General features: G+C 42.8%; 17 protein-coding genes. 15 read left to right on the top strand and 2 right to left on the bottom strand.

The window, feature by feature from the left end:
• The first annotated feature begins 19 nt into the window (after positions 1 to 19).
• The 5 genes from CAN34_RS06370 to arfB all read left to right on the top strand — a co-directional run bounded on the left by CAN34_RS06370 (position 20) and on the right by arfB (position 4,186).
• Positions 20 to 1,027, top strand: coding sequence for an NADP-dependent oxidoreductase (locus CAN34_RS06370; protein WP_089554943.1), 1,008 nt, complete (start codon positions 20 to 22; stop codon positions 1,025 to 1,027).
• 3 nt (positions 1,028 to 1,030) lie between these two features.
• Positions 1,031 to 1,813 carry an SDR family NAD(P)-dependent oxidoreductase gene (locus CAN34_RS06365; protein ID WP_089554942.1) on the top strand — a complete coding sequence of 261 codons (783 nt, stop codon included), beginning with the start codon at positions 1,031 to 1,033 and terminating at the stop codon, positions 1,811 to 1,813.
• Positions 1,814 to 1,986: 173 nt separating this feature from the next.
• Positions 1,987 to 2,751, top strand: coding sequence for an SDR family oxidoreductase (locus CAN34_RS06360; protein WP_254423112.1), 765 nt, complete (start codon positions 1,987 to 1,989; stop codon positions 2,749 to 2,751).
• 114 nt (positions 2,752 to 2,865) lie between these two features.
• Positions 2,866 to 3,711, top strand: a complete 846-nt coding sequence (locus tag CAN34_RS06355; RefSeq protein WP_089554940.1) for a CoA ester lyase — start codon at positions 2,866 to 2,868, stop codon at positions 3,709 to 3,711.
• 61 nt (positions 3,712 to 3,772) lie between these two features.
• Positions 3,773 to 4,186 (top strand): alternative ribosome rescue aminoacyl-tRNA hydrolase ArfB, encoded by a 414-nt coding sequence (gene arfB / locus CAN34_RS06350; RefSeq protein WP_089554939.1) that lies wholly within the window; start codon positions 3,773 to 3,775, stop codon positions 4,184 to 4,186.
• Positions 4,187 to 4,307: 121 nt separating this feature from the next.
• On the opposite strand, the gene CAN34_RS06345 is transcribed toward arfB, so the two are convergent.
• Positions 4,308 to 5,507 carry a sugar transporter gene (locus CAN34_RS06345; RefSeq protein WP_089554938.1) on the bottom strand — a complete coding sequence of 400 codons (1,200 nt, stop codon included), beginning with the start codon at positions 5,505 to 5,507 and terminating at the stop codon, positions 4,308 to 4,310.
• 378 nt (positions 5,508 to 5,885) lie between these two features.
• Between CAN34_RS06345 and CAN34_RS06340 the strand changes: the two genes are divergently transcribed.
• From CAN34_RS06340 to CAN34_RS06300, 9 genes are all read left to right on the top strand, one after another.
• Positions 5,886 to 6,563 (top strand): cupin domain-containing protein, encoded by a 678-nt coding sequence (locus CAN34_RS06340; protein ID WP_089554937.1) that lies wholly within the window; start codon positions 5,886 to 5,888, stop codon positions 6,561 to 6,563.
• A gap of 329 nt (positions 6,564 to 6,892) precedes the next feature.
• Entirely contained in the window at positions 6,893 to 7,237 is a 345-nt protein-coding gene (locus tag CAN34_RS06335; protein WP_089554936.1) for a multidrug efflux SMR transporter, read from the top strand.
• Between the two features lie 20 nt (positions 7,238 to 7,257).
• Positions 7,258 to 7,827 (top strand): TetR/AcrR family transcriptional regulator, encoded by a 570-nt coding sequence (locus tag CAN34_RS06330; protein WP_089554935.1) that lies wholly within the window; start codon positions 7,258 to 7,260, stop codon positions 7,825 to 7,827.
• A 204-nt stretch (positions 7,828 to 8,031) separates the two neighbouring features.
• Complete coding sequence (gene betB, locus CAN34_RS06325; protein ID WP_089554934.1) at positions 8,032 to 9,534, top strand: betaine-aldehyde dehydrogenase; 1,503 nt, start codon at positions 8,032 to 8,034, stop codon at positions 9,532 to 9,534.
• 118 nt (positions 9,535 to 9,652) lie between these two features.
• Positions 9,653 to 11,353, top strand: a complete 1,701-nt coding sequence (gene betA, locus CAN34_RS06320) for a choline dehydrogenase (RefSeq protein ID WP_089554947.1) — start codon at positions 9,653 to 9,655, stop codon at positions 11,351 to 11,353.
• Positions 11,354 to 11,648: 295 nt separating this feature from the next.
• Positions 11,649 to 13,694 carry a choline BCCT transporter BetT gene (gene betT, locus CAN34_RS06315; RefSeq protein ID WP_089554933.1) on the top strand — a complete coding sequence of 682 codons (2,046 nt, stop codon included), beginning with the start codon at positions 11,649 to 11,651 and terminating at the stop codon, positions 13,692 to 13,694.
• Between the two features lie 750 nt (positions 13,695 to 14,444).
• The gene (locus tag CAN34_RS06310) at positions 14,445 to 15,350 is read left to right on the top strand and encodes a hypothetical protein (protein WP_089554932.1); all 906 of its coding nucleotides are present in this window, start codon (positions 14,445 to 14,447) and stop codon (positions 15,348 to 15,350) included.
• 25 nt (positions 15,351 to 15,375) lie between these two features.
• A complete protein-coding gene (locus tag CAN34_RS06305) occupies positions 15,376 to 15,960 on the top strand; it encodes a YqiA/YcfP family alpha/beta fold hydrolase (protein ID WP_089554931.1) in 585 nt (194 codons plus the stop codon).
• Positions 15,961 to 16,244: 284 nt separating this feature from the next.
• Positions 16,245 to 16,883, top strand: coding sequence for a hypothetical protein (locus CAN34_RS06300; protein WP_089554930.1), 639 nt, complete (start codon positions 16,245 to 16,247; stop codon positions 16,881 to 16,883).
• A 163-nt stretch (positions 16,884 to 17,046) separates the two neighbouring features.
• Here CAN34_RS06300 and CAN34_RS06295 read toward each other — a convergent pair whose 3' ends face one another.
• Positions 17,047 to 18,981: an autotransporter domain-containing protein gene (locus CAN34_RS06295; RefSeq protein WP_089554929.1), complete on the bottom strand. Its 1,935-nt coding sequence runs from the start codon at positions 18,979 to 18,981 to the stop codon at positions 17,047 to 17,049.
• Positions 18,982 to 19,273: 292 nt separating this feature from the next.
• Here CAN34_RS06295 and CAN34_RS06290 point away from each other — a divergent pair, with 292 nt between their 5' ends.
• Positions 19,274 to 20,593: a short-chain fatty acid transporter gene (locus tag CAN34_RS06290; RefSeq protein WP_089554928.1), complete on the top strand. Its 1,320-nt coding sequence runs from the start codon at positions 19,274 to 19,276 to the stop codon at positions 20,591 to 20,593.
• Positions 20,594 to 21,230 lie beyond the last annotated feature (637 nt).

Below are 21,230 nucleotides of genomic sequence, written 5' to 3'. Positions count from 1 at the left end.
AAATTTAAAGGAATAAATAATGACAACAGTGAATAAGCAGTGGCGTTTAAAAACAAGACCCATTGGTGAGCCAAGCGCTGAGACTTGGGATTATACCGAGTCAGAAATACCGTCTATCACAGACGGTGAGTTACTGATAAAAATTGAGTATATCTCGATGGATCCAGCGATGCGTGGTTGGCTGAACGATGCCAAATCTTATATCGCACCGGTACAGATTGGTGAGGTGATGCGTGCTGGCACCGTGGGTAAAGTGATTGAAAGCAAACATGAGAAGTTTGTAGTTGGTGATTATGTTGCAGGTCACAATGGCGTACAGTCTTATGCAGTTAGCGATGGCACTGGACTACATAAAGTTGATTCAAAACTTGCGCCGTTATCTTATTACTTAGGTGTGCTCGGCATGCCGGGTATGACAGGCTACTTTGGCTTATTAAAAACTGGACTGCCTAAAGCGGGCGAAACAGTCGTAGTTTCTGGTGCTGCGGGCGCGGTTGGTGGTGTGGTCGGACAGATTGCTAAAATTAAAGGCTGCCGAGTGGTGGGTATTGCTGGTGGTGCTGAGAAATGTAAGTTCTTAGTAGATGAGCTGGGATTTGATGCGGCCATTGACTACAAGAATGAAAATGTAAAAAAAGCCCTAAAAGAAGCCTGTCCAAAAGGCGTCGATGTGTATTTTGACAACGTTGGCGGCGATATTTTAAATGATGTATTGACGCAAATTAATCTGCATGCGCGTATCGTGATTTGTGGTGCGATTAGCCAATATAACACCACCACGGAAGTAAAAGGTCCATCGAACTATTTGTCATTATTGGTCAATCGTGCCCGAATGGAAGGCATTGTGGTCTTTGATAATATTAAAGAATACCCAACGGCAATGAAAGATATTGCTGGCTGGATTCAGTCAGGTGACATCAAAGTAAAAGATCATATCGTTGAGGGCATCGAGACCTTTCCTGATACGTTGATGATGCTATTTAAAGGTGAAAACTTCGGAAAGCTGGTACTTAAGGTAGAGGGATAAATCATGACATTGAATACAAATGGAATTGCATCAGATGTAACCGGTAAGCGTATCTTAATCACGGGCGGTGCATCTGGCATCGGTGCGGCTAGCGCGCTTCTGCTAGCGAGTCGCGGTGCTAAAGTCGTGATTGGTGATTTGGCGGAGGTATTAGGACAAGCGGTCGCGCAACAAGGGCAAGATGCTGGTAATAGGATTGTCTTTAAAAAGGTGGATGTTACCAGTGGCGATGAAGTGCGCGCTTTATTTGCCTTTGCGATGGAAACATTAGGCGGTCTCGACGTCGTGGTAAATAATGCGGGTATCGACCATCAGCCTGCACCGATGCATGAGCTTAGCGATGAGGATTTTGACCGTAATATCGCCGTTAACTTAAAAGGTGTTTGGCATTGTATGCGTGCCGCTGTTGCTTGCATGGCACCGAATGGCGGTGGGCATGTGATTAATGTGGCGTCTATCGCAGGACTTCGTTCTGCGCCATTACTGTCAGCTTATAGCGCTGCTAAGCATGGCGTGATGGGTCTGACCAAGTCTGCTGCCCATGAATATGCGCGTGTCAATATTCGTTTTAACGCCGTATGTCCAAGCTTTATTGATACGCCAATGGTACGCAATACCATGGCGAAGATGGGTGAGCGCGCGCAAAAAGCCACTATTAATGCCAGCCCATTACGCCGTTTGGGGACAGTTGATGAAGTATCCGGCGCGATTGCATGGCTGGCGAGTGACGAGAGCAGCTTTATGAATGGTCATGCTTTTACCCTTGATGGTGGAATGTTGGCTTAATAGTCAAATAACTGCTAAATCATTACGGCGTTAGCCTCGCTTGATTTACTATTCGTAATATCTACGCTCGGCTGCCTTGTAATGGATTTGCAGTTTTTCGACTATCACTTATTAAGTGTTTATGATAAAAAAATTTAAAACTGAAGTGCTAATTTAAAAAAACATAAGGAATAATAATGAAAGATTTATTCGATTTAACCGGCAAGATTGCTTTAGTCACTGGCGCTAGCCGTGGTATTGGTGAATCTATCGCCCGTCTGTTAGCGTCAAGAGGCGCACATGTCATTGTCTCTAGCCGTAAGATTGACGCTTGCCAAGCGGTTGCCGATAGCATCATCGCTGATGGTCATAAAGCCAGTGCCTTTGCTTGCCACGTAGGGGAAATGGAGCAGATTGATGCAATTTTTGAGCACATCAAAAGCGAATTTGGACAAATCGATATTTTAGTCAATAATGCCGCTGCAAATCCTTATTATGGGCATATCTTAGATACGGACTTAGCAGCTTTTGATAAGACTGTCGAAGTCAATATTCGCGGTTATTTCTTTATGTCGACGGCAGCTGGCAAGATGATGCGCGAGCAGGGCGGTGGGGTAATTTTAAATACGGCCTCGGTTAATGGTTTGGTCGCGGGTGATAAGCAAGGAATCTATTCAATTACCAAAGCCGCTGTCATTAGCATGACCAAATCTTTTGCCAAAGAATGTGGTCCACTAAATATTCGCGTCAATGCCTTATTGCCAGGTTTAACCGATACTAAATTCGCCTCTGCTTTGACCACCAATGATAAAGTCTTAAAGATGGCGCTGCATGCTATTCCACTAGGACGCGTGGCGGATCCAGATGAAATGGCTGGCACGGTATTGTACCTAGTCTCTGACGCTTCAAGCTATACGACGGGCGCAACGGTTGTTGTTGATGGCGGTATGCTTGCTTAGTTAATCTCTGGTCATTCAAAAGTAGATTTATTTTTAAAAACCGTATGCTTATAAATAGCATGCGGTTTTTTATTTGGTTATAGTAAGTAATAGTATTTAAGGAAGGAGCCAAGCATGCCAGTATCTAACAATAATGATTTTACTCACATTAAAACATGGTTATTTGTTCCCGCTACTCGCATAGATCGAGTGGCAAAAGCGTTTGCTAGTGGCGCTGATGCGGTGATTGTTGATTTAGAAGATGCGGTTGCTGCAGCCGACAAGATACAAGCTCGCAAAGATTTACAAGTCTATTATGACAGTCAGAATTATAAACCTATTTGGATTCGCATTAATCAAGCAAGTAGTGAGAATTTTGTAGAAGATTTAGAACTCTGCCAGAAAATGCCAAATCTTGCCGGACTTATATTACCGAAGGCTGAACGGGCTTCAGATATTGAACAGCTTCATCACTCTACTGGTCTGCCGGTCATTGCATTGATAGAAAATGCAATTGGCTTGTACCAAATCGATAGCATCGCCAAAGCGTCAGGGCTGGTTGCATTTAGCTATGGCTTTCTAGATTTATGCAATGATTTACAAGTGCAAGTAGGCACGGCAGCAGCAGATATTATTGCCAATCAGATTCGTTATCAGCTATTAATTACCTCAAAGATTCATCAATTATTAGCGCCTATTGATAGCGTTTATACCGATTTTGACGATGACAAAGGTCTCGGTCAGCGAGTACAGTTATGGTCACAAATGGGGTTGTCCGGCATGTTGTGTATTCACCCTAAGCAAGTGGCTGTCGTTCAGCAATCTCTACAACCTACCGATACTGAGATTGAATTCGCTAGAAGTGTGGTAGAAGAATATCAACGCAGTGGGCAGGCGGTATTTAAAATAGATGGCAATATGGTCGATGCGCCGGTGATTGAGCGCTGTCGCCAATTATTGAGTCAGTTATTGGCGAAGTAGCAGGTAAGCAGATAATGGTTTATTATTCATCCTACCTATTAATAATTTATAAAAGTACTCTATGATTTTTATCAGCAATACCATTAGCCTGAACGATAGTGAAGTGGAGATTAGCGCCATACGCGCGCAAGGGGCAGGCGGGCAAAACGTCAACAAAGTATCGTCTGCCATACATCTACGCTTTGATATCAATGCCTCAAGCCTGAGTGATGTACACAAACAGCGCCTATTAGACAGTAAAGACAGCCGGATAACCAAAGACGGCGTGCTTATCATCAAGGCGCAGCAGTTTCGTACCCAAGAACGCAATAAAATCGATGCCTTTAAGCGCCTGCAAAGTTTTATCATAAAAGCCACTTACGTTAATAAAACTCGCAAGACTACTAAACCAAGCAGAAATGCTAAGCGTAAGCGAGTAGATGAAAAAACCCAGCGTGGCAAGACAAAAGTATTACGCGGTAAAGTAGATTTTTAAGTGGAAGATTTTTAAACGTAAAATGCCAGCCCATTTAAATGGGCTGGCATTTTTGACTGCTTTCATTTGATATGGGCATTTAATGACAATAATCTCAACTATACCGCTAGGTAAAAGCTATTTAGCCGAGTCTTTTACTTAACTCAGGAAAGCGTTTTATCATAAATAGCATCAGTAGCAGCGCCATACTAGCGATAGCCGCACCAACATATCCTACGCTTGATATTGAGATATGCGTCACAGCATAACCGCCAAATAAAGCACCCGTACCAATCCCCAAGTTGATAATTCCTGAAAACATTGACATCAGCATATCTTGTGCATTGACATCGACCATGATGACCTTGGCTTGCATAGAGATAATCAGCAGCATGAGCGCAGCGCCCCAAAGTAAGGCAATCAGGCTGAGCGCCCAGATAGAGGTCACAGCAAGTAATAGCGCAAGCATCGACAGTAATATCAATATCGTCGATATCAGCATCAACCTAGTATTGAAACGATCGCCCCAACGGCTGAATATCACACTGCCCGCAATCCCTGCGACACCGAACAGTAGCAGTATAAAAGTGGCCGAGTTTTCACTGATTGCGCCGACCTGCCGCATGAATGGCTCGATATAAGAGTAAGCGGTATAGTGTGCGGTAAAGACAAGCAAAATAAGCAGGTACAGACAAACCAATAAAGGATTTTTGAGTAACTCTGGGATTTTTCTAAAAGAGCCTTCAAACATACTGGGCAATGTTGGCAAGAGCCTTGCTTGTAGAACGAACACAACAAAAGCAAGCACGCCAATACCGCCAAAGGTCGCTCGCCAGCCAAACCATTGACCAACCAAGCGCCCCAAGGGCACACCGAGCACCATCGCTAACGACGTACCGGTCGCAAGAACACTTAGCGCCAGTGCTTTTTTACCTTCAGGTGCCACGCGTATGGCGATCGCTGCCGTGATTGACCAAAATATTGCATGTGATAGCGCAATCCCAACTCGGCTGATGAGCAGCACTTGAAAGCTCCACGCAAATACTGACAACACATGGCTGGCAATAAAAACCGCAAACAAGGCCAAGAGTAAGCTTTTGCGTTCAAAGCGGCTGGTCAGTAGCATCAGCGGCAATGACATGGCAGCGACAATCCAAGCATAAAGCGTCAACATCCAGCCAGTTTCTGCCGTGGTGATGGAAAAATCTTGGGCAATATCACTTAATAAGGCGACAGGAACGAATTCTGTGGTATTCATAATAAAGGCGCTAACACCCATTAAAAATACTTGGAAATACTGAGTTCGGCGAGTATTTAAGCTCGCTTCAAGATTGTGTGTCATAAAATCCAACAGTTAGAAAGAGTGCTAAATAATTAGCGTAAAAACGGGGCAAAAATATCTGCTGACAGAAGAGAGGGAAGCAAGATACCAAGTCAATGGCATTTATTAAAGTAGTTTTTTGCTAATAAAAGTGATTATCTAAAGAAGGTTGATATTATTGAAGGTGAACCTGTTTTATTCACATAAGTAACCTGCTTAAAAAACTGCCCTACTGCTGTAGTAAGTTTTTAAAATTATCCAGCAGAATTTATCTATAGTAAGCGCAGTTTTGTTCATCATGATAAATATAGATTTTGACAATACGCTTATCTAATTTGTCAAAATCTATAAATCATAGGATAATTTCAGTAATTCTCGTGCTTTATTGGAAGTTATCCTATGCTCATTAATGCAGATTTCTCTCGTCGTGCCTCATTGCTGCCTGAACAATATCAGTGGGTTAAATCACCGCAAAATGGTGTCGAGCGCGTGATGCTTGATCGCGTGGGCGCAGAAAAAGCCCGTGCAACCAGTATCGTACGCTATGCGCCTGATTCTCATTTTCCTCATCATTTGCATCCCGGTGGTGAGGAGATTTTGGTATTGTCTGGTACTTTTTCTGCCGATAACACGCATTATCCTACTGGCTGGTATCTGCGTAATCCACCAACCTCAGGACATCAGCCTTATAGTAATGAGGGCGCTGTTATTTTTGTCAAACTCTGGCAGATGTCAGCAGACGAAAAGCATCATGTTGCTATCGACACTAAAGATGCTGTAAATTGGCAAAAGCAAGGTAGTCGCGAGGTCTGTCATTTATACTCAGATGCGAGAGAGCAGGTTAGTTTACAACGCTTAAATGCCGGCGATGTATTATTCACCGAGACAATCGCTGGTGGAGCAGAGTTATTAGTATTAGAAGGTGAACTGATAGATGTAGGTCAACGCTATCGGCGTGGCGGATGGGTACGTCTACCTGACGGTGCAGAAGCACAAATTAAAACAGGAGCAGACGGCGTGATGGTTTATCTAAAAACCGGGCATTTATCACAAGTCATTGGCGTTGATAGTAGATGAGTTTATTCATCTACCATAGTCAGTCTATAGCTAAAAAGGCCATTCTTAAACAATCATTTCCTTCGAATGAGTTCTCCACGCTTATTGGGTGCTTTACCGTCTAAACCTATCTAAAACTATCTAAAATTTATCCCGAAATTACAACTTTCCTTGTAGATTCAATTAAATACTATTGATTAACCTTTTTTCAAACAATCTTCCCTAACATAATTTAGATACATATCAGCCCTTCACATTGCTAGATTCTTTCTATAAAATACCGACCATATGGTTTCTTTAATGTATATACATTACTAACATGGGCTTGCTTTAAGACAGGTATTTTAACTATGAACCCTACCACTATTGCTTACAGTTACCTTGCCATTGCCATTATTTGTGAAGTGATAGGCACTACCTTTTTAGTAAAGTCCGAACAGTTTACCCGTTTGGTACCGACACTAATTATGGGGGTGCTTTATACCATATCGTTTTACTTGCTGACACAAACCCTCAAGGTCATACCACTTGGTATTGCCTATGCACTTTGGGGCGGGCTGGGAATTGTGCTGACATCACTAGTTGGCTTGGTGTTTTTTAAGCAAACGCTTGATACAGCAGCAGTGGTCGGTATCGCTATGATTGTTGGCGGTGTCGTAGTGATGAATTTACTGTCTAATTCTGTGTTGCATTAACCATTAGCATGGAGATGAAAATGGAAACTGAAAACGCCTATAAGCGTAAAAAACAGCCAGAGCTCGTCCGCCGTGCGCTGCTCGATCAAGCAGCACGGATAACTTTAGAGCAGGGTTTATCTAAGGTCACATTTCAAGCGGTTGCTGACGCAGTCGGAGTGACCAAGGGTGGGGTGATGCATCATTTCACCACAAAGAATGCGCTGATTCTTGAGGTGTTTAATGATGCCATGGCCAAGTTTGAAGCAGAAGTAGATGCGGCAATGGCTAAAGACCCTGTGCGTTATGGCTCTTTTACTCGCGCCTATATCGATGCCACGATCAGTTTGGGCGAAAAAGGGCAGAAAGAGTTTAATAGTCAAGCAACGTTATATGTATTGATGCTGGGCGATATTGAGCTGCGTGAATTATGGGCCGAGTGGTCAAACGAGCAATTAAAGAAACATGAAGCAACCGACAACACCGAAAATTTATGTATGGTGCGTCTGGTCGCTGATGGTATTTGGCTCTCTGATTTTTCAGGTATCAATATATCGGATAAAACGTCATTACGTGCGCGTTTAATAAAAATGACGCAACACGAAGGTTAGCAAAACACTGCTGCAAATAATAGACATTAAGTAATAGGTATTGTCTAAGCGCTTTATAAGCCAACAGTTAAACGCACTGTTGCATAAATGGTTTGCAAATAAAAACCACATCAATTTTATTTTTAACACTTAAATCATGACGACATTATTCAAGATGAGCGCTTTTTTACTAAGGGCACTTATCAGTAATCGTAAGGAAAAACTATGAAAAATTCAAATAACTTGAAAGACATCATTAATTTAGAGCAAGTGCAAACCGCTTATATCAATGGTCATTATTTAGCTATCGATGAATCGTTACCAACTTTTGCAGATATCAATCCAGCAACAGGTGAGCTATTGGCCACCATTCAGCAAACGAGCACTGAGCAAATTAACGAAGCCGTAAAAGCAGCACAAAAAGGTCAAAAAGTGTGGGCAGCAATGACAGCGGTTGAGCGTAGCCGTATTTTATTAAATGCCGTTGCCATACTACGTGAGCGCAATGATGTGTTGGCATTGCTCGAAACCAAAGATACCGGTAAAGCGCTCTCTGAAACCAAATACGTCGATATCGTCACCGGTGCTGACGTCGTTGAGTATTATGCAGGGCTAGCACCAATGCTTGAAGGTCGTCAGATTCCGTTACGTGATACTAGCTTTGTCTATACGCGCCGTGAGCCACTTGGCGTGGTTGCAGGTATCGGTGCATGGAACTATCCTATCCAAATTGCGATGTGGAAGGCAGCACCAGCGCTTGCAGCTGGTAATGCGATGATTTTTAAACCATCAGAAGTGACGCCGTTAACCGCTTTAAAATTGGCGGAAATATTCACAGAAGCGGGCTTGCCAGACGGGGTTTTTAACGTCGTACAAGGCGACTATAAAGTGGGCGAAGCATTAACCCAGCATCCTGATATCGCCAAAGTATCGTTTACTGGTGGCGTACCGACGGGTAAAAAAGTCATGGCAAGCGCGGCATCATCGTCGCTTAAAGACGTCACTCTAGAGCTTGGTGGTAAGTCACCATTAATCATATTTGAAGACGCTGATATCGATACCGCCGCTGACATTGCCATGATGGCGAACTTCTATAGTACCGGTCAGGTCTGTACCAATGGCACACGTGTCTTTATCCCGAAAGCCTTACAAGCCAAATTTGAGCAAGCTATCTTAACGCGCGTTGAACGTATTAAGCTCGGCGATCCGATGGATGAGAGTGTCAATATGGGTCCATTGGTCAGCTTTTCGCACATGGAGCGAGTACTTGGCTATATCGAACAAGGCAAAACCAGTGGCGCGCGCTTATTGACTGGCGGCGAACGGATAACCAAAGGAGTACTTGCCAACGGTGCTTTTGTCGCACCGACTGTATTTTTAGATTGCAGCGATGAGATGACTATTGTACGTGAGGAAATCTTTGGTCCTGTGATGTCGATATTGACTTATGAGAGCGAAGAAGAAGTGATTCGTCGCGCTAATGATACGGATTATGGCTTAGCGGCAGGGGTTGTGACCGCTGATTTGACCCGCGCGCATCGAGTCATCGCACAAATTGAAGCCGGTATTTGCTGGTTAAATACTTGGGGCGAGTCAGCAGCGCAAATGCCAGTTGGTGGCTATAAGCATTCAGGCATTGGCCGCGAAAATGGCATCGAAGCCCTTGAGCATTACACGCAAACCAAGTCCATCCAAGTAGAGCTAGGCAAGTTTGAATCGGTATTTTAATCACTTGTATTTGAAAATTTTTTAAAACAGTAAGGTTGATGTATTAGGAATAGTTTGTCCTTTGAACACAGCCTTACTGATATGAAATGATGGATTTTTTAATATTATGGAGCGTTTTATGACATCAACCACAGCTGAGTATGACTACATCATTGTCGGTGCCGGCTCAGCAGGCAACGTGCTGGCCACGCGCTTGACCGAAGATGCCAACATTAAGGTATTGCTGTTAGAAGCCGGTCGTCCAGATCATCGTTTAGACTTTCGTACCCAGATGCCAGCGGCGCTCGCCATGCCTTTGCAAGGAACGACGTATAACTGGGGCTATAAAACCGATCCTGAGCCGTATATGAACAACCGCGTCATGGACTGCGGTCGCGGTAAAGGGCTCGGTGGTTCATCTTTAATTAATGGTATGTGCTACATCCGTGGTAATGCTTTAGATTTTGACGACTGGGCTAAAATAAAAGGCTTAGAAGATTGGACTTATTCAGATTGCTTACCTTATTTTAAAAAGTTAGAAAATCGTGACGCTGGCGCCAACGATTATCATGGCGTAGGTGGTCCGGTTGAGATGACCACCTCAAAGCCAGGGGTCAATCCACTGTTTCAAGCGATGATTGAAGCGGGCGTGCAGGCAGGCTATCCAAGTACGGATGATCTAAACGGCTATCAGCAAGAAGGTTTTGGGCCGATGGATAGGTTCGTCACGCCTAATGGTCGCCGTGCTTCGACTGCTCGCGGTTATCTTGATCGCGCCAAACCACGTAGCAATATCACGATTTTGACGGGTGCGCTTACCGATATTATTTTGTTTGATGGCAAGCGTGCTGTCGGCGTTAAAGTCGAGCACCAAGGTCAGACCAAAAACTTTTATGCGGCTCGTGAAGTCATTGTATCATCGGGCGCGATTGCTACACCGCAATTATTGCAGCGCTCAGGCATTGGTCCTGGTCAGTGGCTCAAAGACTTGGGTGTGACAGAAGTGCTTGATTTACCAGGCGTCGGTAATAACCTACAAGACCATTTAGAGCTGTATATGCAGTATGAATGTAAGCTGCCAGTCTCGATTGCCCCTGCTAATAAATGGTGGAATAAGCCGGCAATTGGCGCGGAATGGTTGTTTAATGGTACAGGACTTGGTGCATCTAATCAGTTTGAAGGTGGCGGCTTTATCCGTACCGATGAGAAGTTTACCCATCCTAATATTCAGTATCATTTCCTGCCATTAGCCGTACGTTATGACGGACGCAGTGCTATTAATTCTCACAGCTTCCAAGCGCACGTTGGCTCATTACGGTCGCCAAGTCGTGGTCGTGTCAAGCTGACCTCTAAAGACCCGAAGGCGCATCCGAGTATTTTATTTAACTATATGTCTCATGAGCAAGACTGGCAAGAGTTCCGCGCAGCCATACGTATCACCCGTGAGATTATGCATCAACCTGCGCTCGACCCTTATCGCGGTCGCGCTATCTCGCCAACCGATGATTTAGTGACCGATGCGCAGTTAGATGAATACGTCCGCAATAATAGTGAGACAGCTTATCATCCGTCTTGTACCTGTCCGATGGGCGAGGGTAATGATTCGGTAGTCAATGGTGAAGGTCTGGTACATGGCATCGATGGCTTGCGTGTCGTCGATGCGTCGATTATGCCAAATATTATCAGTGGTAATCTCAATGCGACGACCATTATGCTGGCGGAAAAAATCGTCGATAAGATGAGAGGCAAACAGCTGCCACGTTCGACGGTAGATTATTATGTTGCCAATGGTGCACCGTTAAGAGCGGAGCCGATACGTGCTTACGGTTCTGCTGTCTAAGCAAGCTATTTCATAAGCGGTCATACAAACTACTCAATTACTTAGCCAGTTTTAATCAAAAGGCCTTTCAATGCAAAGGTCTTTTTCATCAGCGCTAATGTATTTTAGTCATGAGTAAAGCCTGACAACGCTTATCTAATTTTAGATATTAAATTTTCATTTATTTTATATCACCATTTTTATTTATTGGTACTGCTTTGTGCATCATACCGTTATGAGGTTTTATATATAGTCATAAAGTTATGACGGACAAAGCAATATCAGACCGTGTTTCATTTACTTATTGAGGTCTTATATGTACAGCTCGCCATCAGAAGATGCGCCGAAACTCCTGAGTTTAAATAAAACGGTTTTTTTAGGCTCAGCTATTATTTCAATTTTATTAATAATCTGGACGATTGCGTTTCCAGATTATAGTCAGAACTTGCTCAGTGCCAGCATGGCTTGGGTATCAGAGAGTTTTGGTTGGTACTACATGTTGGTGGTTGCTGCCTATAGTATTTTTGCGTTATTTGTTGGTCTGTCCAAATATGGCGATATCAAACTTGGTCAAGACCATGAAAAAGCCCAGTTTCCTTTTTTAACGTGGGCAGCCATGCTGTTTTCAGCGGGTATCGGTATTGATTTGTTATTCTTTGGCGCGTCTGAGCCGTTGATGCATTATCTAACACCGCATACAGGGCTTGAACCTGCCAGTGCTGAGGCCATGCGTGAAGCGCTTGCGCAAACTTTTTTGCATTGGGGCTTACATGGTTGGGGTATTTATGCCCTTATCGGTATGGCTTTGGCTTATTTTGCTTATCGCAAAAATATGCCACTGGCATTACGCTCACCGTTGACACCGATATTTGGCGAGCGCCTAATCAAGGGCTGGCTTGGCGATGGTATTGATACTTTTGGCGTCGTCTGTACCTTGATGGGCATTGCCACCAGCTTAGGTATTGGGGTATTACAGGCCAATGCTGGTTTAACGCATGTGTTTGGCATTGAATCTAGTAAGATGGTACAGACGCTCATCATTGTAGGTGTTGTCACTGCCGCCGCTATCTCTGCCATGACTGGTGTTGAAAGAGGTGTACGCCGCTTATCTGAATTCAACATGTTATCTTCAATATTGCTATTAATCGCGATATTAGTGATGGGTAATACGGTGTATTTACTGAATACATTCACCCAAAATATTGGGCAGTATTTCCAAACCATTATTTATAAAACCTTTGATGTCTATGCTTATGACGGGACTGCTGGAGCTGACTGGAAGTCAGGTTGGACGATATTTTTCTGGGCATGGTGGGTGGCTTGGGCACCATTTGTAGGCTTATTTATCGCCCGTATTAGCCGTGGTCGTACCCTGCGCGAATTCGTATTTGGGGTAATGTTTATCCCACTTGGTTTCATCTTTGCTTGGTTCTCTATCTTTGGTAATTCAGCGATAGATTTGGTCGCTAATGGTGCTACTGAGCTTGGTGAAATCGCAGTCAATGACGCTGCAATGGGCATGTTCGCCTTGTTTGAGTACTTTCCTTATAGTGATGTTTTATCATTTGCTGGTGTGGTTATTGGGCTAGTATTCTTTGTGACCTCAGCAGATTCGGGCGCATTAGTATTAGCGAACTTGAGCTCAAGAGGTATGACCAATGATACCGATGCGCCAGTGTGGTTGCGTTTGTTTTGGGCCGCGGCAACCGGTCTTATCACTTTAGGCTTATTGTTTGCTGGTGGCTTCGCATCATTGCAGTCCGTATCGGTCATTGCTGGTTTACCGTTCTCGCTTATCCTCGTGCTCTATATGATGTCGATGTGGAAATCTTTAAAAGAAGAAGGCAATAAGCGTAAAGCAAGCACGATTGGTATGGCAAACGTACTTGATAGTGGCAAGGGCTGGAAAGCGCGCTTGCAGCGTATCGTCAGTTTCCCAAGCCATACGCAAGTCGAGCGATTCTTGCAGAATATCGTAAGACCGGCAATGACTGAAGTTGAAAACGAGCTGAAAGCCGGTGGTCTGAAAACCTCTCTAGATATCCGTAACCCAGCCCATATAGGGCAAGATATCGATGAAGGTATAGATGAAAGTAGCGGTCAAATAGACGGTCTAAGATTGCAAGTTGGACATGGTGATGAAGATGACTTTATCTATGAAGTCAATTTAATCAAGACTGAGCGACCTAACTTTACGATGAAAACCTCAAGCAAGCATACAGAGTATTATTATCGTGCGGAAGTTTTCTTAAGTGATGGCTCGCAAGAGTATGATTTGGTTGGCTACACCAAAGAGCAAGTGCTGGTCGATATCCTGCATCAGTACGAGCGTCATATGCAGTATCTACATTTAGAGCGTTAATGATTAAACAATACTCTCTAATGTACATTGACCCTATAAGTTGAAGGCAGCTTATAGGGTTTTTTAAAGATATTTTTTAGTCTTAAAATTTAATGAGTTGTAGGCAGTTCAATATAAAAGAGGTACGTTAAAAATAGCGTTGCTGGGATAAATGTTTTTCGCTTGCTGTGCGCTTCGTACTCCAGAGGCTTCGCAAAATTTATCCCAGCAGCACTGGATTCTTTTCACATTGAATCGACTATATTAAAACTCTAAGCGACACCAGTTGTCGCTACTCTTATCCAAACCGCTTTATTTTTATATGAGTTTGTATTATAGTTATTGAGTCAGGCAAAAATAACGTGACAGATAATTAACCCTCGGGGCGCAACGCTTCACTTCTTAATTGATCTGTTTTTAACGAATTATGATTCCCAACGTTATTTTCGTTTATTCATAAACAGCTTCGCCTGCATAAATCCAAAAAATTATATTTACTAATAAGCAGAAAAACTGAACAGACACAATGCTCGTTAAATTTGTGAAAATGTTGACGCTGCAACCATGAAAGTCTGTGTTAAAAAACTAGCCAAAAATAAAATGGCGACGCTACCAAATCGATTCACTTACTTAACTTTATAGATAATGACGACATTTAACAAAATGGCGAACAGCCTCGGCTGACTTAAAGTTGTGACTTAAAATTATGACTAGAAAACTGATAATTAAAAATGCTGCGACAAAACTGTATTCAAAAAGAAGGAAAATCCTATGACAAATACCAAATACGTTTTTGAACAAAATCGCATAGACGATGTTCAGTGGTCAGGCGTGTCAAGACTCTCAAGCTTGCCGTCATTGCCAGACGATGGGAAATCCCCACCGCTAAAAACCCCTTTGTTTTATCTTAAAAGCGTGTCTATTAACGCTTATGAAGATGATATTTATTTTGTTAATAATACCGAGCAGACGCTACACTTTGTAGCGCCATTTAAGCTATACAAAAGTTTAACGGATGCTTATGCCAAGCTCGGTGATATAAGCGATAAAAATGTGCATAAGGCTAGACTTTATGCTGACGATATGGATCGTTTATATACCGATGTGTTACCCAATCAAGGCGTGCGCATTGGGCGTACGCATATTATTTATGACAGTGACGGGCTAATGCAGTGGTTTATTCAAGTTCCATTTAAAGCTGTTGACGCTCATTACGCTATGTGGCGCTTTAATGTGGTTGAAAAAGGGGGCGTTGGTGAGGCGTATCCATTACTGTGGGATAATTTTGGCAAACCCACGCACATGGTCAGTTGTCAGTGCTTGACTGAACGCGCTGATATGCCGATAGAGCCTTCGGTTTATGAAGAGCGTTGTTGGGTATTTGATAGATTAATAGAATCGCTGGGTATAGCGGATGCGCTATTTGTACTGGCGATTAATGACGTTCTTTATCGTTATTGTGTGGGCTGGAGTGCCCCTTACAATGAATCGGATATCCAAGCAAAAGATATTGCGCATAAACTGCAAAAGTTAAAACCTAAAGATGCGCAAGCAGTGAAAGCCATTGTCCAAAGCGTTTATGACTTTTGGTTTAATGAAGGTTTTGCGAAAAATATCTCAGTGGAGGCTTGCACGGAGCTTTTTGATTTGTACCAAGACTGGATGGCGAAACATTAAAAAATAACTAAAAAAGGAGAAGGCAATGATGTTGCCCATTGAAAATAACGATACGTTTTTACTGTTTTTTCACGGTTTAGACTCAAGCAATGAGACCAGTAAATATACTTGTATTACGCGTGAGCCGAAGCTCTGCCAAACGGTTAATTACCGAGAGGATTTTGAGACAGTTTTTGAGATTTATGAAGCGTTGATTCAAGAAAAAATGCAAGCGTATCCTAGAGTGGTATTAGTAGGGCATTCACTTGGTGGCTGGTTTGCCAATCATTTTGCCCATAAATATAATCTGCGGGCGCTATTGATTGCGCCCTGTATTTATCCCAGTGAAGTCTTAGCGGATCGTATTCCAGAGGTGGCTAATATGAAACTGTCTTTTCCGACGTCTAACACTGAGATGACATGGGTGATGGTCGAGGTCGATGATGAGTGCCTAGATGTGGCTGTCGCTAAGCGCACGTTAGTGAACTTGCCTGAAAGCTGGGAGGTTGAATATTTTGAGCGTGGTCATCACCGTATTGCTCGTAGTAGTGAGATTTGGAGTCAATTGCTAGATTTGTGCGAAGATCCTCTGGTTTGGATAGATACCGCTACATTTTATGATGAAGATTAACAGTCATAACATAATCTGGTATGCTATCATTATTAAACATTTATATTAAAAACCGTTATTAACAACGATTTTTAAGACCTATCGTGGGTTTAATGGTTTTGTTGTGTTGTCATTATCAAGCAGTATCAATGACAGCAAAACAAACCTTGCAACTTCCAGCACGATATAAAACAACTCTGGTAAAGCGCATGAGCCTGTACTCCGACAAGGTTATCCATGCCTAATTTTATTTGCCTATTTGGGCTTATTTTTATAAATCTGTTGTCGGAGTTCAGGAGTCTTACATGCTAGATAAAAAAACCAGTCATTCTAAATATACTTGTCGTTATAATCCGCGTCACCCTTTAGCGCAACAGGTTATCAGTCAAATAGATAAGCTTGAATTGCGCCCACAAGATATCGTCAAAGTGATGGGTTATCCCATCAAACATACCATTCCTGCTTGTGATCGTCTGCGTCATGTATTGTCTAGCGAAAAACTGGGGCTGGATGGGAGTTATATCGATGGCTACTTTACGGCTGATCAGTTTTTAGAGAAGTTGTGCTCAGTACTTGATATGAATTATCAAAAATTTGCAGATGATATCGCCCAAATCAAATATGATCTGGCGCATTATCCTCATCCGCAACCTCAATATAGCTTGCAAGCCGATGTTGATTTTACGTTTGGGGGAAGCTCAAATTGGCTGTCGCGTTGGGGTGCTTCACTGTCTACTCGTGTGTATTTGCCAAGCGGATTCGGCAAATTGAATGAAGCCGAGCGTAAAGCGATTATTAAAGAGAACATCCACGAGCATTATCGGCAGTATGAAGGTAACGTACCGTATGATGGTATGATAAAAGGCTATCATTTGACGATTGAGCAGAATAATAAAGTTATCGATAGGGTGAAGTATCGATTACCAAGGTCTACTAGCGCTTGATATAGGTTTTATAAAAGAAGCAAATTAAGGTCAAATGTTATCTTGATGTTGTAATCAAGCTGATAGATGAGTTGACTTAGAAGCTATGTTAAATACCTTTAAATAAAAACCGCCCAGTGCTAAATAGCGCTGGGCGGTTTTTTTGACGATTCATTAGGGCTATTTAAAACGCGCCGCTAAGCCCGACAAATACACTCGTTGATTTGTCATCATCGCCTTGCGAGTGAGTGACGCCAGCATTGGCATTGAGCAAACCAAAGCTTTTAGACACACCAAGTGTCATACCAAAATTATCGTCATCGGTCTCTATCATCGGCGTATCAAAGCTGATATTTGATATGGTATTAAGACGCGCAGAAGCCGCTTCAGGGTTGTCGCTTAACTGCTTTTGATAATGAACATCACCGAATAAATTAAGGGTATCGGCTAGGTTATGATTGGCTTTGACACCAAGTTTGCCATAGGTTGTGGTATATTTTTGCTCATCGAACTGCATGGCAATACCAGACATCTCTTGCTCTTTTAGCGCATCCAATCTCACGCGGCTAGCGGTTGCACCGATATATGGCGTGATAGCGATGCTGCTGATTTGCATCGGATAACCGGCCTGCAAGTTGGCATAATAACGTTTACCATCGGCATTTGATTTAAATTCTTGTTTATTGCCGCCAAGCGTGACCGCACGTGTGACATCAACATCCATATTACCAAAGCCAACTGCACCATTAAGCTGCACACCGCCAAGACTATCTAAAGTATTGCTATGATAAACGCCAAAACCCACTTCTTCTAGCTCAATATTGCTTAAGCCAGTACGAACCCCTGAGTTTTCAAACTCTTTTTGAGTGATGTTGCCATATAGTCCTGTGACTGCGTTTGCCGAATTGGGATGAGCAAAATCTACGCCCAATAACACTTGGGTATTACTATCTCCTTCAAATCCTGCAATATCTTGATTTTCAAACTCACCAGTTGCCCACAAGTTACGGGCAGGTTTTTGCTCACTGCTTTGGATTTGATTGATGTGAGATTGCAAGCGCTCGTTGGTTGCCAGTCCTGCTGTCGTCGCAATGTGCGGCAGTACGCCAATCAGACTAGGAGCTGTTACCACGGCACTGGCATAATCAGCAATCATTTGATGCGCGCGGCCTGACGGATGGATACCATCAGCAAAGAAATAGCTTTCATTAGCGCCTGGGGTTTTTAAGTCGTTTATTCCACATGTTATTGAACTTTCTGTCTTACAGGCCGCTTCAGTTATATTGGTAAAACCATAAGCATTTGGGTTGGCAGCAACTTGTTGTAATAAACTAAAGGTGTCCAGCGGTATAATATTTGCACCTGTAGCAGCGGCGCCATTAAGTAGCAATTGGTTGTATTGAGCAGCAAAACCAGTTCCAATTGATTGGAACATAGCTCCTCCAGAAATAGCCTCCGGTGTTAAACCAATATCAGGAATGTTTGGTACTAAAATATATTTAGCCCCACTTTTATGTAGCTTATCAATAGTTGCTACTTGACTATTAGCTGCCGGTATTATGTTCTCTACTATAGCTTTTGTTATGGTTCCATTCTGATCAACTATGAGGTCTGGAATATTATCTTTCAAATATTGAGTTGCAGCACGCAAATCGTTTGCGCCTACCCACACTACATACATGCCATTAGGATCTACTTTATTATTAGCAAGATAACCATTTACTTGATTCTTGACAGACGCCACCGGAAGACCGAATAATGTAACATCTTCATCGGCTCTAGCACTACCAATGGCATAGTTATTGCCAGTTTGAGCACCACCAATGGTATTGGCAACAGAGGTTGTACCAAGCTGCTCAGCAAATGAGGTCGCCCATACATTATCGGGATTGGTCGTAAATTGACCTGATTGGTTAAGACCCAGCCCTGAAGGAGGAGTACCTTGGGTAATTGGGCTAAAGTAGCCGCCATCGGTTAAGCTGTCTCCAAAAAATGTCACGCTGCTATAAAGCTCAGCGTGAGCCAAACCAGCTACAGATAGTGAGATAGCCAGCATGCTTTTAGTTAGAGTTTTGAGGGTTGTAGGTTTAACAATAGGGCGAGAGGTATTACGAGGCATATCGACTTCCTTGTCGTCAATGTAGCGGGTTTATTAAGAAAGTGTAACTGCTTTTAAAAAACCTAGCAATCTAATTCAGCGCAATCCTAAATATAAGTTGAATAACTCAAAGACTTCGTAGAACAATATAACTCTCGAAAGTTTTTTCTCTTGAAGAGTAAGGATAGTTTGAAGGGTAAATGCAGTATGAGAAAATCGGCTTTATGCTAAATGGGTAGGAATAAAAAAGGAGAATGAGGTAGCATTAGACAGGATCTGCAAATTCAAATGTAAATAAAAAGGAATTTATAAAATGAAAGGAATCACACGTTTTTCGAACAGTTTAATGGAGAAATATTTACCAGATCCGTTTTTATTCGTCATTATCTTAACAGTCGTTATTTTCGCGCTGGGCTTAGGCTTAACCGATTCTTCACCGGTACAAATGGTGGCGTTTTGGGGTGAAGGATTTTGGGCGTTACTTGCATTCTCGATGCAAATGGTGCTGGTACTGGTCACTGGTTTTGTACTGGCAAGCAGCCCGATATTTAAAAAAGGGTTAGGCAAGCTGGCGAGTTTTGCAAATTCGCCAGGTAGCGCGATTATCTGGGTAACCTTAGTATCACTTGCAGCAAGCTGGATTAACTGGGGGTTTGGCTTGGTTATTGGGGCGTTATTCGCAAAAGAATTGGCGAAGCGTGTTGAACATGTCGATTACCGTTTGCTGATTGCCAGTGCTTATTCGGGATTTATCATTTGGCATGCCGGATTTTCTGGATCGATTCCGTTGTCGATTGCGACGGAGGGACATCCATTCGTTGATAAAATCGGTATCATTCCAACGAGTGCAACCATTTTTGCTAGTTATAACTTAATCATCGTTGCGGCATTAGTGATTATTGTGCCTTTATTAAACCGTTTAATGATGCCGAGAAAAGAAGATACGGTTACCGTCGATCCTAAGCTTCTGGTTGATCCGATTATTGAGGCGCTTCCGGCAAAATCAGAGATGACACCAGCAGAGCGTTTAGAAAACAGCTGGATTTTATCGATGGTCATCGGCGCAATGGGCATTGCTTTTATTGTTTATTATTTCGTACAAAATGGCTTTGCGTTAACGCTCGACTTGGTGAACTTTATGTTCTTATTCCTTGGGATTATATTCCACGGAACACCTCGCAAGTATTTGATTGCTGTTCAAGAAGCCGTCAAAGGAGCAGGCGCCATCATCGTTCAATTTCCGTTTTATGCAGGCATTATGGGAATGATGACGGCATCTGGTTTGGCAGGTGTGATGTCAGATGCGTTTGTCAACGTTTCGACAGCAGACACGCTGCCACTTTTTGCCTTCCTAAGTGCAGGACTCGTCAACTTCTTTGTCCCCTCAGGTGGTGGACAATGGGCGGTTCAAGCACCAATTATGTTAGAAGCGGCGGAAATGCTTGGCAGTGACCCGGCGAAAGTTGCCATGGCTGTTGCATGGGGCGATGCTTGGACAAACATGATTCAACCGTTCTGGGCATTACCAGCACTGGCAATTGCTGGGCTGAAAGCTAAAGATATCATGGGCTTTTGTGTCATTGTGTTGGTGGTCAGTGGCGTGGTAATTGGTTTAGGATTATTGTTTTTGTAAATAAAAAATAAGATTTCGGCCTTGCCTGTTTTAGGGGTTTCCTTGAATTACGATTCATATGCTTTTCTAGAAAATCGCTTCAACCTTTAAAAAAATAAAAAAAGCCTCACTGTGTAGTGAGGCTTTTTAAGTATTTAGAGCGGGGAAATAGCTAATATCTATCCTAGCTGCCCCAACGGTGTTAACTGAATCGTCCCGACTATATTGGAGACTGTTTTATTGGTGTCAGGCTTTTAAACTTGCTTCGGTAAATGTATCTTAATAGGTAGCCTCAAGTTTTTAAAGCGATGCATAATTGATAACGTTATGTAGTCGCCTTTATTATGCCACTACATGTCTATTCGGGTCATGTAAGCGATAAGTACTAAACCATTAGCCAAGGTACTCTCTAAAAAGACCTATGCAGATTGGAATGAGATAGACCAAGAGCGTTATCCTCAACACGATCAGTTATTTTAAAATATGGTTTTATTCATCTTTCAACACCTTATACTATGTGAGTTATTGACGCCAAAAAGCCAGTGAGGTTATCAGTAATCCTAAAATAGGGCAGGATAAATGACCGATAATAAGATAAACTCCTCCGCGAGCGCTGATGGGGTTCAATGCATATCGGACTGGGCAGATGCATTTGACT

The organism is Psychrobacter sp. DAB_AL32B (genome assembly GCF_002224105.1).
In the GTDB taxonomy this organism is placed as follows: Bacteria; Pseudomonadota; Gammaproteobacteria; order Pseudomonadales; family Moraxellaceae; genus Psychrobacter.
This window is presented reverse-complemented; position numbering and strand designations above follow the sequence as displayed.